18 protein-coding genes are annotated in these 16,351 nt (G+C 68.2%); 11 read left to right on the top strand and 7 right to left on the bottom strand.

Going from position 1 to position 16,351, the window contains the following annotated elements:
- Positions 1-155: 155 nt before the first annotated feature.
- The 8 genes from CDOO_RS10295 (at position 156) to CDOO_RS14205 (ending at position 8,942) form a co-directional block, all read left to right on the top strand.
- Entirely contained in the window at positions 156-1,139 is a 984-nt protein-coding gene (locus CDOO_RS10295) for a malate dehydrogenase (protein WP_018020652.1), read from the top strand.
- A 93-nt stretch (positions 1,140-1,232) separates the two neighbouring features.
- Positions 1,233-3,932 carry a valine--tRNA ligase gene (locus tag CDOO_RS10290; RefSeq protein ID WP_020384505.1) on the top strand — a complete coding sequence of 900 codons (2,700 nt, stop codon included), beginning with the start codon at positions 1,233-1,235 and terminating at the stop codon, positions 3,930-3,932.
- Positions 3,933-5,513, top strand: a complete 1,581-nt coding sequence (gene folC / locus CDOO_RS10285; RefSeq protein ID WP_018020654.1) for a bifunctional tetrahydrofolate synthase/dihydrofolate synthase — start codon at positions 3,933-3,935, stop codon at positions 5,511-5,513.
- Positions 5,510-5,962, top strand: coding sequence for a DUF4233 domain-containing protein (locus CDOO_RS10280; RefSeq protein ID WP_018020655.1), 453 nt, complete (start codon positions 5,510-5,512; stop codon positions 5,960-5,962). The genes folC and CDOO_RS10280 overlap by 4 nt, the downstream gene beginning before the upstream one ends.
- Before the next feature lie 149 nt (positions 5,963-6,111).
- Positions 6,112-6,708, top strand: a complete 597-nt coding sequence (locus tag CDOO_RS10275) for a DUF4956 domain-containing protein (protein ID WP_018020656.1) — start codon at positions 6,112-6,114, stop codon at positions 6,706-6,708.
- Positions 6,705-7,442 (top strand): VTC domain-containing protein, encoded by a 738-nt coding sequence (locus CDOO_RS10270; protein WP_018020657.1) that lies wholly within the window; start codon positions 6,705-6,707, stop codon positions 7,440-7,442. Before CDOO_RS10275 ends, CDOO_RS10270 begins: the two co-directional genes overlap by 4 nt.
- 17 nt (positions 7,443-7,459) lie before the next feature.
- Positions 7,460-8,179 (top strand): carbohydrate-binding domain-containing protein, encoded by a 720-nt coding sequence (locus CDOO_RS14210; protein ID WP_051063931.1) that lies wholly within the window; start codon positions 7,460-7,462, stop codon positions 8,177-8,179.
- Positions 8,073-8,942, top strand: a complete 870-nt coding sequence (locus CDOO_RS14205; RefSeq protein ID WP_211209004.1) for a carbohydrate-binding domain-containing protein — start codon at positions 8,073-8,075, stop codon at positions 8,940-8,942. Before CDOO_RS14210 ends, CDOO_RS14205 begins: the two co-directional genes overlap by 107 nt.
- On the opposite strand, the gene CDOO_RS10260 is transcribed toward CDOO_RS14205, so the two are convergent.
- The 7 genes from CDOO_RS10260 to CDOO_RS10235 all read right to left on the bottom strand — a co-directional run bounded on the left by CDOO_RS10260 (position 8,893) and on the right by CDOO_RS10235 (position 14,573).
- A complete protein-coding gene (locus tag CDOO_RS10260) occupies positions 8,893-10,344 on the bottom strand; it encodes a sensor histidine kinase (protein WP_018020658.1) in 1,452 nt (483 codons plus the stop codon). The genes CDOO_RS14205 and CDOO_RS10260 overlap by 50 nt on opposite strands.
- Positions 10,341-11,057 carry a response regulator transcription factor gene (locus CDOO_RS10255; protein WP_169331871.1) on the bottom strand — a complete coding sequence of 239 codons (717 nt, stop codon included), beginning with the start codon at positions 11,055-11,057 and terminating at the stop codon, positions 10,341-10,343. Before CDOO_RS10255 ends, CDOO_RS10260 begins: the two co-directional genes overlap by 4 nt.
- A gap of 204 nt (positions 11,058-11,261) precedes the next feature.
- Positions 11,262-11,729 (bottom strand): hypothetical protein, encoded by a 468-nt coding sequence (locus CDOO_RS13330; RefSeq protein WP_052098082.1) that lies wholly within the window; start codon positions 11,727-11,729, stop codon positions 11,262-11,264.
- A 21-nt stretch (positions 11,730-11,750) separates the two neighbouring features.
- Entirely contained in the window at positions 11,751-12,647 is an 897-nt protein-coding gene (locus CDOO_RS13325) for a fibronectin type III domain-containing protein (protein WP_018020661.1), read from the bottom strand.
- Positions 12,648-12,726: 79 nt separating this feature from the next.
- Positions 12,727-13,236 carry a carboxymuconolactone decarboxylase family protein gene (locus CDOO_RS10245; protein ID WP_020384507.1) on the bottom strand — a complete coding sequence of 170 codons (510 nt, stop codon included), beginning with the start codon at positions 13,234-13,236 and terminating at the stop codon, positions 12,727-12,729.
- Positions 13,237-13,548, bottom strand: coding sequence for a GNAT family N-acetyltransferase (locus tag CDOO_RS10240; RefSeq protein WP_018020663.1), 312 nt, complete (start codon positions 13,546-13,548; stop codon positions 13,237-13,239).
- A complete protein-coding gene (locus CDOO_RS10235; protein WP_018020664.1) occupies positions 13,545-14,573 on the bottom strand; it encodes a pirin family protein in 1,029 nt (342 codons plus the stop codon). Before CDOO_RS10235 ends, CDOO_RS10240 begins: the two co-directional genes overlap by 4 nt.
- A 59-nt stretch (positions 14,574-14,632) precedes the next feature.
- On the opposite strand from CDOO_RS10235, the gene CDOO_RS10230 reads away from it, so the two are divergent.
- From CDOO_RS10230 to CDOO_RS13320, 3 genes are all read left to right on the top strand, one after another.
- Positions 14,633-14,938 (top strand): hypothetical protein, encoded by a 306-nt coding sequence (locus tag CDOO_RS10230; protein WP_018020665.1) that lies wholly within the window; start codon positions 14,633-14,635, stop codon positions 14,936-14,938.
- 38 nt (positions 14,939-14,976) lie between these two features.
- Positions 14,977-15,387, top strand: a complete 411-nt coding sequence (gene ndk, locus CDOO_RS10225; RefSeq protein WP_018020666.1) for a nucleoside-diphosphate kinase — start codon at positions 14,977-14,979, stop codon at positions 15,385-15,387.
- A 114-nt stretch (positions 15,388-15,501) separates the two neighbouring features.
- Entirely contained in the window at positions 15,502-16,113 is a 612-nt protein-coding gene (locus CDOO_RS13320) for a TetR/AcrR family transcriptional regulator (RefSeq protein WP_020384508.1), read from the top strand.
- Positions 16,114-16,351 lie beyond the last annotated feature (238 nt).

Raw genomic sequence — 16,351 nt, 5'->3', positions numbered from 1 at the left:
GTGGCCCGGCGGCTGTGCTCCCTTTCACAAGCCCCTGACCGCATCCCGGGGCGGCGGTAGAATCGGGTGGTGTCCACTGCCCGCACCGCCGGGAGCCAGGGAACCTGGGACAGCACGACACCCCACGGTGCCCGTCACGATGAACAGGAGCACCCATGTCCGAATCCAGCCAGTCCCGCCCCGTAAAGGTCACCGTCACCGGCGCCGCCGGCAACATCGCCTACTCGCTGCTGTGGCGCATCGCGTCCGGAGACGTCTTCGGCAAGGACGTACCCGTGGAGCTCGCCCTCCTGGAGATTCCCGCCGCCACCCGCGCCGCCGAGGGCGTGGCCATGGAGCTGGGCGATTCCGCGTTCCCGCTGCTGTGTGGAATCACCGTCACCGACAGCGCGGACACCGCGTTCGACGGCGCCAACGCCGCCTTCCTCGTCGGCGCGAAACCCCGCGGTAAAGGTATGGAGCGCGCCGACCTGCTCGCCGAGAACGGCAGGATCTTCGGCCCCCAGGGCAAGGCCATCGGGGAGCACGCCGCCTCCGACATCAAGGTCGTGGTGGTGGGCAATCCCGCCAACACCAACGCGCTCATCGCGGCCCACCACGCGCAGGATGTACCCGCCGAGCGTTTCACCGCGCTCATGCGCCTCGACCACAACCGCGCGCTGAGTCAGCTGGCGCAGAAACTCGACTGTCAGGTCGGCGACCTCTCCCGAGTCGCGGTGTGGGGCAACCACTCGGCCACCCAGTTCCCGGACCTCACATTCGCCGAGGTCGCGGGCTCACCAGTCGATGTGGATCAGTCCTGGTACACCGACGAGTTCATCCCCCGGGTGGCCAAGCGCGGCGCCGAGATCATCGACGTCCGCGGCAGCTCCTCCGCCGCCTCCGCGGCCTCGGCCGCCGTGGACCACATGCGCGACTGGGTGCAGGGTTCCGACGGGTGGGCCACCGCCGCGGTCGTGTCCGACGGCTCCTATGGCGTGGACGAAGGGCTCATCGCGGGTTTCCCGACGATCGCCCGGGACGGCCGATACGAGATCGTCCAGGGCCTCGAGCTCTCCGACTTCCAGCGCCAGCGGATCGAGGCCTCCGTAGCCGAGCTGCGCGCCGAGCGCGAGGCGGTCGGGGACCTGCTGGGATAGCCGACAATGGGGTGGGAAGCGACGTCGATAAGCGGCCCGAACCCGCCCAGGGCGACCCCAAGCCTTAGACGCAGGCCAGCTATAGTGAACCGGGTGACTGAGCAGAACAAGAACCTGGGCAAGAACCGCGCCGACGAGCTCCCCAAGGCGTGGGAACCGAAGGAGCACGAGACCGCGCTGTACCAGCGCTGGGTCGAGCGCGGTTACTTCACGCCGGACGCCTCCAGCGACAAGCCGGGATACTCCATCGTCCTGCCGCCGCCGAACGTCACCGGCCAGCTCCACATGGGCCACGCGCTGGACCACACACTCATCGACTCCATCATCCGCCGCAAGCGCATGCAGGGCTTTGAGACGCTGTGGCTGCCGGGCATGGACCACGCGGGTATCGCGACGCAGACCAAGGTCGAGGCGATGCTCAAGGAGACCGAGGGCAAGGACCGCTACGACTACGGCCGCGAGGAGTTCATCTCCAAGGTCTGGGAGTGGAAGGAGCAGTACGGCGGGACCATTCAGACGCAGATGCGTGCCATCGGCGACTCGGTCGACTGGTCGCGCGACCGCTTCACCCTCGACGAGGGCCTGTCGCGCGCCGTGCAGACGATCTTCAAGGCGCTGTTCGACCAGGGCATGATCTACCGGGCGCACCGCCTGGTCAACTGGTCGCCCGTGCTCGAGACCGCGGTCTCCGACATCGAGGTCGTGTACAAGGACGTCGACGGCGAGCTCGTGTCCTTCCGATACGGATCGCTCGACGACAACGAGCCGCACCTCGTCGTGGCCACCACCCGTATTGAGACGATGCTGGGCGACGTCGCCATCGCCGTCCACCCGGACGACGAGCGCTACCGGGATCTGGTGGGCCAGGAGCTCGACCACCCCTTCCGCAATGACCTGAAACTCAAGGTCATCGCCGACGACTACGTCGACCCCGAGTTCGGCACCGGCGCCGTGAAGATTACCCCGGCGCACGACCCCAACGACTACGCCATGGGCCAGCGCCACGATCTGGACATGCCCACGATCATGGACAAGACCGGCCGGATCGCCGACACCGGAACACGTTTCGACGGCCTGACCCGCGAGGGGGCCCGCGTGGCGATCCGCGAGGAGCTGGCCGAGCAGGGGCGCATCGTCAAGGAGATCCGCCCCTACGTGCACTCCGTGGGCCACTCCGAGCGCTCCGGCGAGGCCATCGAGCCGCGCCTGTCCCTTCAGTGGTTTGTCAAGGTGGACAAGCTCGCCCAGATGGCCGGAGAGGGCATCCGCGAGGGCGACACCACCATCCACCCGAAGGCGATGGAGCCGCGCTTCTTTGACTGGGTCGACGACATGCACGACTGGACCATCTCACGCCAGCTGTGGTGGGGCCACCGCATCCCCATCTTCTACGGCCCGAACGGCGAGGTCGTCTGCGTCGGACCCGACGAGCAGGCCCCCGAGGGCTACGAGCAGGACCCCGATGTCCTGGACACCTGGTTCTCCTCCGCGCTGTGGCCGTTCTCCACCATGGGTTGGCCCGACGCCACCCCGGACCTGGCCAAGTTCTACCCCACGAACGTGCTGGTCACGGCCTACGACATCCTCTTCTTCTGGGTCGCCCGCATGATGATGTTCGGCACCTTCGCTTCCACCATCACCCCGGAGATCCTCGGCGAGGGCACGGACGGCCGCCCCCAGGTTCCCTTCCACGACCTCTTCCTCCACGGCCTGGTGCGCGACGAGCACGGCCGTAAGATGAGCAAGTCGCTCGGCAACGGCATCGACCCGATGGACTGGGTCGAGCGCTACGGCGCCGACGCGCTGCGTTTCACCCTCGCACGCGGCGCCAACCCGGGCACCGACCTGCCCGTCGGCGAGGATCACGCGCAGAGCTCGCGCAACTTCGCCACCAAGCTCTACAACGCGACCAAGTTCGCCCTGCTCAACGGCGCCGCGGTGGACGAGCTGCCGGCGCGCGACACGCTCACCGACGCGGACCGCTGGATCCTCGACCGCCTCGAGCAGGTCCGCGCGACGGTTGACGCGCACCTGGAGAATTTCCAGTTCGCCAAGGCCAACGAGGAGCTCTACCAGTTCACCTGGAACGAGTTCTGCGACTGGTACCTGGAGATCGCCAAGACCCAGATCCCGCGCGACGAGGTCACCGAACGTGGCACCTCCACGCAGATCGTCCTCGGCCGGGTCCTCGACGTGGTGCTGCGCCTGCTGCACCCGGCCATGCCGTTCGTCACCGAGGTCCTCTGGACCACCCTGACGGAGGAGGAGACCACCACGCTCGCGCCGTGGCCCACGGTCGACGACACCAACGGCGGTGCGGAGCCCGACACCACGGCACAGACGCATATCGACGACTCCATCAAGCTCATCACCGAGCTGCGCCGGTTCCGTGCCGACCAGGGCCTGAAGCCCTCCCAGAAGGTCCCGGCGCAGATTGACTTTGCCGCGGCGGATCTGTCGGGACAGGAGACGCTGATCCGCAGCGTCGCTAGGCTCGTAGCTCCGGAGGAGGACTTCGAGGAGTCCGCCTCCCTGGAGGTGCGCCTGTCCCGGGCCACCGTGGGGGTCGCCCTGGACACCTCGGGCACCGTGGACAAGGACGCCGAGCGCGCGCGCCTGGAGAAGGAGCTCGCGGCCGCGCAGAAGGAGCTGGAGAACACCGGCAAGAAGCTCGGCAACGAGGCGTTCCTGGCCAAGGCGCCGGACGCCGTCGTGGACAAGATCCGCGCGCGTCAGGAGCTGGCCCGCGAGGAGACCGACCGCATCACCGCCCGGCTGGAAGGGTTGAAGTAAGTGGCTGAACCCGACGACGCGCTCGAGCGCATCCGCGCCGCGCTGGAAGAGAGCCAGGCCGAGGCCGCTGCCGAGGCCGTGCTGGCCGGGGAGAGGGAGCCGGGAGACACCGGCTTCGGCAAGATCAGCGTCGAGGAGCACGGGCTCACGCTGAACCTCGGAGAGTCGCACGAGCACAACCCCGAGGTCATCGCGCGCCCCGTCACCGATGAGCACCGCGCGGAGCTCGCCCGGGTGGAGCAGGCGCTCAACGCGCGGTGGCCGGAGACGGCGATCGACCCGACTTTGGACCGCATCGAGATGCTCCTGGATTTCCTGGGCAACCCCGAGCGCACGTTCAAATCCATCCACGTGGCCGGCACCAACGGCAAGACCTCCACCGTGCGCATGATCGAGTCCCTGCTCGGCGCATTCCACCGGCGGACGGGGCGCACGACCAGCCCGCACCTGCAGTCCGTGACCGAGCGCATCGGCATCGACGGTGAGCCGATCCACCCGGAGGACTTTGTCCGCATCTACGACGAGATTGCCCCGTTCGTCGAGCTCGTCGACTCGAAGTCGGAGCACCCGATGAGCACCTTTGAGGTGCTCGTCGCCATGGCCTACAGCGCGTTCGCCGACGCACCCGTCGATGTCGCGGTCGTCGAGGTCGGCATGGGCGGCCGGTGGGACGCCACCAACGTCATCTCCTCCGATGTCGCGGTGATCATGCCCGTGGGCATGGACCATACCGACTACCTGGGCGAGACAATCGAGGAGATCGCGGGGGAGAAGGCGGGCATCATCAAGTCCCGTTGGGACACCGACGACCTGCTCGCGCCGCCAGACAACGTCGCCGTCGTCGCCGAGCAGGAGCCGGAGGCCCTCGGGGTCATCCTCGAGCGCGCCGTCGAGGTCGATGCCTCCGTGGCCCGCGCCGGCTCCGAGTTCGGTGTGGTCACCTCGGCCATCGCCGTCGGCGGGCAGATGCTCACCCTGCGGGGCCTCGGCGGGGACTACGAGGAGATCTTCCTGCCGCTGGCCGGCGAGCACCAGGCGAAAAACGCCGCGATGGCCCTGGCTGCCGTGGAGGCGCTCTTCGGCGCCGGGCCCGGCCGGTCCCTCGACCTGGAGACCGTGCGCGCCGGATTCGCCCGGGCCAGCTCGCCCGGCCGGCTCGAGCGGGTGCGCAACAGCCCGTCGACCTTCGTCGACGCGGCCCACAATCCCCACGGCGCCCGCGCGCTGGGAGCGGCGCTCGAACGGGACTACGACTTTTCCCGACTCATCGGCGTGGTCGCGGTGCTCGGCGACAAGGACTCCGCCAACATCCTCCGGGAACTCGAGCCGCACCTGAGCGAGGTGGTGATCACCCAGAACTCCTCGCCGCGGGCGCTCGACGCCTACGATCTGGCAGAGACCGCACGCGACATCTTCGGCGAGGAGCGTGTGCATGTCGTCGATACGCTCGTCGGAGCGTACGACCTCGCCGTGGAGCTGGCCGAGGACGCCGACATCCAGTCGGGTTCCGGCATCGTCATCACCGGTTCGGTGGTCACCGCGGGTGACGCCCGGGCCATGTTCGGAAAGGATCCCCAGTGACCGAGACCCCTCAGGAATACGGCCCCCTCGGGCCGGGAGCTACCCCGGTCAAGGACCCGCTTAAGGCGCTCAGCGGCGTGCTCGCCGGCACGCTCGTTCTCGAGTCCATCACCATCTTCCTCGCGCTGACGGTGATCCTGCAGATCGATTCCGGCCGCTACTGGACCCCCCTGAACTGGGGAACCGTCGTCGCGCTCGGCGCGGCGCACTTCCTCCTGGCCTTCGTGCAGCGCAGGCCCTGGGGACTCAAGGCGGTCATGGTGCTGCAGGTGATCAGTTTCATCGCTGGGTTCTTCGTGCACTGGTCGCTGATGTTCATCGTCGGCATGTTCATCATGGTGTGGTGGTCTGTCCTCACCCTGCGCACGGACATCGCCGAGCGCATGAAGCGGGGCATGCTGGTCACCCAGCACCTGGGCACGGGCGAGCCGTCCGACGACGACAAGTAAGACCCCCGCACGCTGGGGTTATAACCCGGCTCATAGCTTCGCCGCCCACGCATCAGAAACTCATCACCGCAGCGGGTGAGCACTCATAAGTACGACTCCTTAAATGAATGTCAGTCCACACACCGACACATTCGTTTAAGGAGTTTTTCGTGTCTTCCTACCTCTATCTCGCCGCAGACGCCCTGGCCATCGGCCTGCTCGTCTTCGCCGTCTACCTCCCGCGCCACCGCCGGGGAGACATGGCCATGGCGTACCTCATCATCAACCTGGGCATCCTCGGCGTGGTCTCCGTGCTGGCCACCTCGACCGTCGCCGCCGGCCTAGGCCTCGGACTCTTCGGCCTGCTGTCCATCATCCGCCTGCGCTCGGAGGAGCTCAGCCAGTCCGAGGTGGCCTACTACTTCGCCGCCCTGGTTCTGGGCCTGATCGGCGGGCTGGGCGCCACCTCCGGCTCCTACCTCCCGCTTGCGCTCATGGCGGCGCTCGTGGCGGGCTTTTCGGTGCTCGACTCGAGGCTGCTGCAGCAGGACGCGGAGCGCATGAGCGTCACCGTCGACCGGGCGCTCACCGACCCAGCCGAGCTCACCGCTCACCTGGCCTCGATGTTCCACGCGGAGATTCTCGGCGCGAGGGTGGTCAGCCTCGACCTGGTCAAGGACCTCACCGTCGTGCAGGTGCACATGCGCCGGCGTGCTCGGGCGCACGCCCCGGCCGCCGAGCCCGTGAGCGAATGGAGCGTCCGATGACCTGGCTCGACGACCTCCCCGCCATCGACCTGTCCACGCTCAACGACGCCGCCGCGCGCCAGTCGCGTGTCGACCGCAAGTACCTCCTCACCCTCGACGAACTCACCGAACTCGGCGCACACCTCGGCGACTGCTCCGTCCTGGAGATCGCCGGTCAGCGCTCCGGCGGCTACTCCTCGCTCTACCTCGACACCCCCGATCTGCAGGCCTACCACCTCGCGGGCCTGGAACGACGCCGCCGATTCAAGGTGCGCATCCGCACCTACGCCTCCACCGGCGAGCAGTACCTCGAGGTCAAGACGCGTGACGGGCGCGGAATGACCCACAAGGTCAGACAGCTTCACGACGGCTCCGTGCCCCTGTCCGCATCGGCGCAGGGATTCGTCGACACGCGTCTCTCCTCCCAGGGCATCGTGCTGACCGGGCCGCTGGAACCCGTGCTGACCACCAGCTACGAGCGCACCACCCTGTACCTGCCCGGGGACGGCGCCCGGGCGACTCTCGACCTCGGGGTGCGTTTCGCCACCGCCGGCGACGAGGTCGCGCTGGACAACATCGCGGTCGTGGAGACTAAGGGGGGCACCCGGCCGACCAGCTTCGATCGCCTGCTCAGCGCGTTGGGGCACCGGGAGACCCGCATGTCCAAGTACGGGGTCGGCATGGCCGCCCTGCACCCCGAACTTCACCCCGAAAAATGGGCGGCCACGATGCGCCGCACCCTCCACCTCGTCTAAGAAAAGGTCCCTCTCCCATGCGCAACATCCTCTCCACCTCGCTCATCGCTGTTCTCTCCGCCGGAATGCTCAGCGCATGCTCCACCGCCGGGGCCACCCTGCAGACACCGGAAACGGTGGCCGCGGGCGACGCGTCCACCATCACCCTCGCCGGCGACATCGCCACCACCGATGCCCCAGGGGTGAGCACGCAGGACGGGGTGGTCACCATCACCGAGGCCGGCACCTACCGTCTGAGCGGGGAACTCGCCGGCCAGGTCGTGGTGGGCGCCGGGGACGACGACGCCGTCACGGTCATCCTCGACGGCGCGTCCATCACTTCCGACACCGGCTCCGCGCTCGCCGTCCTGAGCGCCGGCTCGGCGGTTGTCTCGCTGGCGGACGGCACCTCGAACTCGCTCACCGACGCCGCCACCTACATCACCGAGGGTGACGCCGACGCCGCCCTCTTCTCGGCCACCGACCTCACCATCACCGGCGGCGGCGCGCTGAGCGTCACAGGAAACGCCGGCGACGCCGTCTCGGGCAACGACGCGGTGGTCATAGAGTCCGGGGGCATCGACGTGCACGCGGCGGACGACGGCATCCGCGGCAAGGACTCCCTCACGGTCAGCGGGGGGGGAGGTCACCGTGGACAGCGTCGGCCACGCGCTGAAGTCGGACAACACGGAGACCGCCGAGACAGGCACGGTGACCCTTGCCGGGGGAACGCTGAACCTCACCTCAACCGGGGATGACGGCATCAACGCGCAGAATGTTCTTCTAGGCGGCGCGGACGTCACCGTCGACGCCGCCGATGACGGACTGCACGGTGATCTCTCCGTGGCAATCGAAGACGGATCGCAAGTCGTGGCCCGGTCGAACGAGGGCATCGAGGGCGCGGTGATCACCCTCGCCGGGGGCACGGTCGACGTCACCTCGACGGACGACGCCATCAACGGCTCGGTCGGCGCCGACGGGACCGGGCAGGCCATCGTCACCGTCTCCGGCGGCGACACCACCCTGAACACGGGCGGTGACGGCCTCGACTCCAACGGCTCTGCCACCATGACCGGTGGGACACTCACGGTCAACGGGCCTGTCCAGGGCGGCAACGGATCCATCGACGTGGACACCGGTCTGGACATCTCGGGCGGCACCCTCATCGCCGCCGGGGCCGCGGGCATGGCACAGTCTCCCACGACGGAATCAGCGCAGGGCTGGGTAGCCGTCGACACCGAGCTGTCGGAGGGTGACGTGCTGGAGGTCGCCGATTCCAGCGGGGCCGTGGTGGCCACGTACACCGCCGTCGCAAACGTCGGATCGGTGATCGTCTCCGGCGCCGCGCTCACCGCGGGTGAGACCTACACGTTCACCGTCAACGGGGCGGGGGAGGCGACGGTCGTCGCCGGTGAGAGCTCCGGGGAGATGATGGGCCCGGGTGGAATGGGCGGCCGCATGATGCCGGGGGCTAATGCCCCGTCGATGCTGGCCGGTGGGCCCGGGGAAACCGGAGCGTGAAACAGGCCCCGTGGTCAGACGACGCGGTGATCGTGCCCCCATGGGCACGCACGATCGCCGCGACGATGGACAGACCCAGGCCGGAGGTGCCGGAGGTGCGCTGACGGGAGGCGTCACCACGGGAGAAACGGTCGAAGACCCGGGGCAGCAGGTCGGCGGGGATCCCGGGCCCGTTGTCGGACACCGTCAAGACAATCTCCGTGTCCTTCGCCCGCACCGACACCGTGGTGACGGTGCCCACCGGCGTGTGGATGCGCGCGTTGGTGAGCAGGTTGCCCATCACCTGGCGCAGTCGGGCCTCGTTGCCGGAGACGAGGAAGTCGGGTGCCTGGCCGGCCTCGTCCAGGGGAATGTCCAGCTCAAACCGGTGGTCCGGGCCGGCCGCGTGCGCATCCATGACCGCATCGGCGGCGACCTGTCCGAGGTCGACGAGGGTGGACTGCTCGGCGCGGCTCGCGTCGATGCGTGCCAGCAGGAGGAGATCTTCCACCAGGTCGGCCATGCGGCGCGACTCCGCGGAGATCCTGCCCAGAGCGGCCGCGCTGTCCTCCGGGCTGAGGTCGTGGGTGCGCAGCAACTCGGTGTACCCGGCCACCGAGGCCAGCGGGGTCCGCAGCTCGTGGGAGGCGTCGGCGACGAAGTTGCGCACCTGCTGCTCCGAGGCATGGCGTGCGCGGAGGGAACCCTCGACATGGGAGATCAGTGTGTTCAGGGCGTGGCCCACCTGGCCGACCTCGGTGGCGGTGTCGTCGATACGCGACCGGGGCGTCAGCTGCACCTCCCCGCGGTCTAGTGGCGTGGCGCTCACACTGCGCGCGACCTCGGCGACCTCGTTGAGGGGGCGCAGCTCGCGGCGGATGAGCCAGGCGCACAGCGTCGAGATGACGGCCAGACCCGCGAGGCCGATGAGGGCCTGACGGGCCGCCGCGGCCCGCAGGGTGGCGTTGACGCTGCTGAGGGGGATGCCCGTGACGGACGTCCCGCTGGCATCGTTCCACGCGACCACCCGGTAGCTGCCCAGGTCCGGCAGGCGCACCGTGCGGGGCCGGCTGTCGGCGGGAATGCTGCGGAGGGTGTCGGCCTGGGCTTCGCTCAGCTCACCCACGGCGAACTGGTCCGTGACGATCCCGGAGCCCGACTGGTCGCGCAGCAGGACCGTCCCTACCTCCTGGCCAGGGAGATTCAGCGGATTGAGGTCCTCGCCCCCGCCCGGGGGACCGCCGCCGGGGCCGTCGAAGGCCGGGGCGGACGTGGCCCGTTCCAACCGGATGTCCACCTGGTGGAGGAGGGACTCGCGCAGCCCGAGCAGCGACGCCACCCCGGTGAGAATAATGACCAGCGCCGCGGCCGCCGCGACGACCGCGGCCAAGCGTCGCCGCAGCGGCACCGAGCGCCCGGTCACGAAAACTCGCCGGGTTTGAGGATGTACCCGGCACCCCGGAGGGTGTGGATCATGGGCGGGCGTCCCTGGTCGATCTTGCGCCGCAGGTAGGAGATGTAGAGCTCGACGACGGTCGATCGCCCGCCGAAGTCGTATCCCCAGACCCGGTCGAGGATCTGCGCCTTGGACAGCACCTTGCGTTCGTTGACCACGAGAAAGTGCAGCAGCCCGTACTCGGTGGCGGAGAGCTGGATCTCCTCGCCGCCGCGTCGGACCTCGTGGGAGTCCTCGTTCAGTTCCAGATCTCCCACGGTGAGAACAGTCGCCTCCGGCGCCGCGAGCTCGGCGATGCCGGCGCGTCGGACCAGGGCGGTGATCCGGGCGACCACCTCTTCCAGGGAATAGGGTTTGACCACGTAGTCGTCGCCGCCGGCCATGAGCCCGGTGACCCGGTCCTCCACCGCGTCGCGGGCCGTGAGGAAGAGCACGGGAACGGTGCTGCCCTCGCGGCGCAGGCGCCGGAGCACCTCGAAACCGTCGAAGTCCGGCAGCATGACGTCGAGAAGGATGACGTCCGGGTCCACCTCGCGGGCCAGCCGGAGGGCCGACATCCCGCTGCCCGCCGTGTGGATCTCCCAGCCCTCGTACTTGAGCGCCGAGGACAGCAGTGCCGCGAGGGCCTCCTCGTCGTCGACGACGAGGACGCGGATCGGGGAGCCGTCGGGGCGGAGCATCTCACTCATGGAGGGTGAGCCTACCCTGCAGGCCCGTCAGCGCCGGTGGGCCGAGAGGTGGTCTCAGAAGGGGAGCTTGATGCCCAGCTGGTCGGCGATGCGCGGGCCGAACAGCGCGACGATCGCCCCGATGCCGAGGGCCGCCACCAGTGCGAGAACGGCGCCTAGGCCGCCCGCCGAGGAGAGCGTGGAGCCAGTCGACGGTTATGTGCCGGGGTCGTTGTCCGTGGACTTGTTCAGGGTGACCTTGTCCACCTGGGATCCGTCGGCGACGTTGTACGTGGTCAGGGTCATGGTGTCCGGGGTCACCTCCACCTGCGTGTAGTCCGGGGTGCGGTCCTGGATCCAGTATGCGGTGGACGGCGCGGTCAGGCCACGTTCGTCGGACTGCGCCATCGTGGTGATGTCCGAGTAGCTCGTGTACCCCGGGTTGTCGAAGGTGGCGAACGAGTAGGACTTCGAGCCCGAGGAGGTGTTGGCGGTGAGGTAGAGGACCTCTCCCTCCTCGGGATGGAGGACATCGCCCGGACCGGTCGGCTCGCCGGCGCCGACCGGGGTGTTGCCCTTCATGAGGTGGGAACGGGTGTGGATGTGGTCGTGGCCGGAGAGGACCACGTCCACCCCGAGCTCACTGATGACGTCGACCATGTTCTTCCGGTAGTACTGCACCACGGGGTCGGCCTGGTGGAACGCCTAAGAGTAGGTGGAGTGGTGGTAGGTGACCACGATCCAGTCGTTGTCTTTGCCGTGGGCCGCGACGGTGTCACGCAGGAACTGCTTCTGGCCCGCGAGGCTCACGGCGTTGGTGTCCAGCGCTACGAACAGGGTGTTGTTGCGCTCGAAGTAGTAGTTGTACGGTGCCAGGCCGCTGGCGTCGGTGTTGGGCAGGTCGAACATCTCGCCGTAGGCCTTCGACGGGGCGTCGTGGTTTCCGCGGTTGACGGCGGTGCGGTAGCGGGAGATCTCGTCGTTGTTGAAGAACTCGTCGTACTCCGCCTGCTGGGTCAGGCCGTCGAAGACGGAGTCGACCTGGTCGCCGACCGAGACAAACATCGAGGTGCCCGGGTGCTCGGCGGCAGCGGCGGTGGCCGCTCGCCAGCCGTCCCCGTCCTTGGCCTGGTCGTCGGAGGCGCCGATCTGCGGGTCGCCGAAGACGCTGAATTCCCAGGTGTCCCCGAAGTCACCGGTGGTCAACGTGTGGGTCTTGGTCCAGCCGCGCTCGTCGGAGCCGATGCGGTAGACGTACTCGGTGTTCTCTTCCAGCCCGGTGATCTGCGCCGACATGGAGTAGCGCAGCGCCTCGATGGTGAGCGATCCTCGCTCGGCGGTGACGCGCTTGGCCGTGTCGGCGGGGAACTGCTCACCCGCGGCAGCGGAGGCCGGGGCGAACTCGACGTATTCGGTGGCCACGCCGTAGGTGGTCCAGTTGAGCAGCGCCTCGGTCTCGTCGGCGCCGACTCCGAGAAAGACGTCATCCACGGTGCTCACCGGCGCGGCGTGGGCGGAGGGGACGGTGGCGAGTCCGGTGAGCAGCGTGAATGCGGTGGCTGCCGAGATAGCGGTGGTGGCGCGGCGGCGGGAGAAGATCATGTGGAGATACCCCGTTAAGGTCGGTGAGGGTTTTGGCACCGGAACCCTAACCCGGTCACAGGGTTCTCGCAGGACGAACTCAGATCTCGGACGCCGGGGGGTGGCCGGAGAAGATGGAGATGCGGTTGTAGGTGTTGATCATGATGATCGCCCACTCCAGCGCCGCGACCTGTTCCTCGGTGAAGATCTCCATCGCCTTGACCGGGGCGGCCGCTTTGCGGATCCCCGCGGGCATGAGCGTGATGGTCTCCGCGAGATCCAGCGCCGCCCGCTCGTGCGGGGTGAAGGCGTCGGTCTCCCGCCAGGAGGCGAGCACGTCGAGTTTGTTCTGGCTGACCCCGGCGCGCCGGGCGCGGGGAACGTGGATGGAGAGGCACGCCGAGCAGCCGTTGAGCTGGCTCGCCCGGACAAGAGCGATCTCGATGAGATCGGGGGAGAGATCTACGTCCTGGTAGATCCGCTTGAGCTGGCCATTGGCCTTGCCCAGCGCGGAGTAGACCTCGGGGAAGAACTTGTCCAGGTACGGACCGTGCTCCATCCGCTCCGGGTAGGACCCGCTCGATGTTTCTTCGGGGGGACGGTTGTTCATTTACTTCTGCTCCTTAAGCCATTCCAGATCACTTGTCGATGGCCTGCGCCACGATCCGCCGAACACTTCGGGGTGCTTCTCCAGCCGGCCGCGCACGAAGGGGCACACCGCGACCACGTCGAGGCCGTCGGCGGCGGTGGCGTCGAGGGCGGCGTCGATAAGCTGCGAAGCCAGCCCACGTCCACCGAACTCCTCGCCGATTTCGGTGTGATAGAAGATACGTTCCGAACCGCGGTCGAGGAACTCGGTGCGGCCGGCTGTCGCGCCGTCGTCGTGGATGACGAAGGCGCCGGTCTCGCGGGTGACACTCATGAATCAATCCTTTCGTGGGGGCGGGCGACGGAATCCGGGTTGGTCCGGGCGCGGATCCGGGAATGGGGCAGTTCCGGCGCGGGAAGCCTGTCCAATCCCGTGGGGTCGTGGCTGATGTAGCCACGGGTGACGCCGAAGCGGTCGTCGCCACGCTCCCACTGCTCACGGTACCGGGCGATCTCGTCGTGGTCGCGGCCGATGAAGTTCCACCACATGACCACCTCCTCCGTGAACGGCTCGCCGCCCAGGAGGATCATCCGGGCCGGGGTGTCGCCGTTGTTGCGGATGCGCAGGCGGGATTCACCGGTGCCGGTGTAGGCGAGCTCGGAGGGCCAGACCGTGACCCCCTCGAGGTCGATGTCGCCGGCATCGACCAGGAGGCCGTGCTCGAAGGAGGGGTCAACGTCGATGGTGGCCGTCGCCCCGGGAAGCAGACGGATCTCCGCGCCGACCAGCGGGGTAAAGGTGGAGACCGGGGAGCGCTCGCCCAGCAGTTCGCCCAGGAAGACCAGCGCCTCACCCCAGTCGAAGGACAGCAGCTCGGGTGCGTGGTGGTCGAAGCGCCGCTCGCCCTGCCGGGCGGAATCCGGCAGGACCGTCCACAGCTGAACCCCGTGGAGCGTGGCGGTGGAGTGGGTGGAGACCTCCGAGTGGCAGATCCCGGCGCCCGCGGTCATGAGGTTGACCTCCCCGGGGACGACGACGGCGTGATTTCCTCCGGAGTCGTGGTGGGTGATGTCCCCCTCGAAGAGCCAGGACACGGTCTGCAGTCCGGTGTGGGGATGCGGGGGCACGTCCATGCCGCCGGTGAGGGACACGTCGTCGGGCCCGTAATGGTCGACGAAACACCACGCGCCGATGAGGGAGCGCTGTCGCTGGGGGAGCGTGCGTTTGACGGTCATGGCACGGGGGCCGCCGAGGGGCACGTCACGCGAGGTGATGATCTCCACCTTCGCTCCGTCGGCACACGAGGGGGAGTCGGTTCCCAGAGCGAGTTCCTCCGGGTGGTCGTCGGTGTTGGACATGGCCCTCATCCTACTCTTGTTGATGCGTCACCGAACGGGGCCGGTTAAACTTGCTGGTCATGCGCATCGTCTACTTCGCCCTGGCTGTCGTCTTCTCGCTGCTCGCCATCGCCATCCGTTTCACCGCGGGCGACACACGCCTCGCGGTGGCCGCCGTCGTCTGCGCGGGTGTGTTCCTCGTCCTGGGATTCCGGGCTCAGGCGAAGAAGGTGGAGCCCGACACCTTCGTCCTGAGCCCGGAGCAGGAGGACACGTTGCGACGGATGGTTGCCGACGGAAATCGCCCGGGGGCGATCGAGCAGTACCGCCTGTGGTCGCGCCACGCATCAACCGGGCAGGCCCGCGCCGACATCGATCGTCTGTAGCCGCACGAAACGGTCAACCGTTGGGTAGAGTCACCCGCATGACTGAACGCACCCTGATCCTGATCAAGCCCGACGGTGTGGCCAACGGCCACGTCGGTGAGATTCTCGCCCGTATCGAGCGCAAGGGTCTCAAGCTCGTCGAGCTGGATCTGCGCACCACGGACCGGGCCACGGCGGAGAAGCACTACGAGGAGCACGCCGACAAGCCGTTCTTCGGCGAGCTCGTCGACTTCATCACCTCCGCGCCGCTGGTGGCGAGCATTGTCGAGGGTGAGCGGGCCATCGACGCCTGGCGTCAGCTCGCCGGCGGCACCGACCCGGTGTCCAAGGCCACGCCCGGCACCATCCGCGGCGACTTCGCCCTGACCGTGGGCGAGAACGTCGTGCACGGCTCCGATTCCCCCGAGTCCGCAGAGCGCGAGATCGGGATCTGGTTCCCCAACGCCTAGGTCACCCGACACCGCACCTTCCCGCCCCCTCATCCATAGGGGGCGGTCGCAGTTCGCGGTCCGATCCGGCGGGGCGAATTGATTATGCCCACTTCGCCCAATAAGTTTATGCGCATGAGTTCAGAGGGGAAGGGGCGCACGGTGGCGACAGGCGGACGTGCCCGGCAGGCCCGCGCCATCGAGAAGAGGAAGTCCATCCTGGATTCAGCCATCGAGCTGATGTTCGCCCAGGGGCTCCAGGGGGTGACGCACCGTCAGGTCGCCGCGCGTGCCTCCGTACCCGTCGGATCCATCGGGTACTACTTCAACACCCGCGACGAACTGCTCATCCATGCCCTCCAGGTGCACGGCGAAGTTCTCGACGCCGGGGCCGAGGCGATCGTGGCCGACCTGCCGGAAGGGCAGAAGCTCTCGAGCGCGGAGGCGGCCAGGATTCTCCTGGACATCTACCTGCCGGGTCACCACGACCTGCTCATCGGCTGGGTCGGCGTGAAGATGGACTGCGTGCGTGAATCCACCACCCTTCAGGAGAACCTCCAGGCCCAGCGGACACGGGCGCTGGAGCACCTGGCCCAGGCGCTGCACAAGGTCGGATACGAGAGGCTGCGTGCGGAGCTGGTGGTCCTCGTCATCGAGGGCGCGGTGGTCGAGGCCGCCGTCGCCGGGGAAGCATCGGCGGAGAAGTACACCCTGAAATCCCTCGAGCTCCTGCTCTCCGCCGCCTGATCCCCGTCGGCCCCGGGGAGGGGCGATATCTCCGTGCAGTCTTCCGGAGAGTTCCGGCCCGAGCCCGGGAGGGCGGGCGTCCAATCGGCCTGCGGTGGGCAGGTGTGCCACAATGGGCGATGTCGTGGACGGCATCCGGCCGCCGCGGACAAGACTTGAAGAGCAACCAGAAACCACACTGCTGTCGGCGACGACGCAGATCGGTGACGCTCCTGTGCGGCGGCGGTATGAGATACCA

It is taken from the genome of Corynebacterium doosanense CAU 212 = DSM 45436, from assembly GCF_000767055.1.
GTDB lineage: Bacteria > Actinomycetota > Actinomycetes > Mycobacteriales > Mycobacteriaceae > Corynebacterium > Corynebacterium doosanense.
The sequence above is the reverse complement of the archived record's forward strand: the minus strand, read 5'-3'. Positions and strand labels throughout refer to the sequence as shown.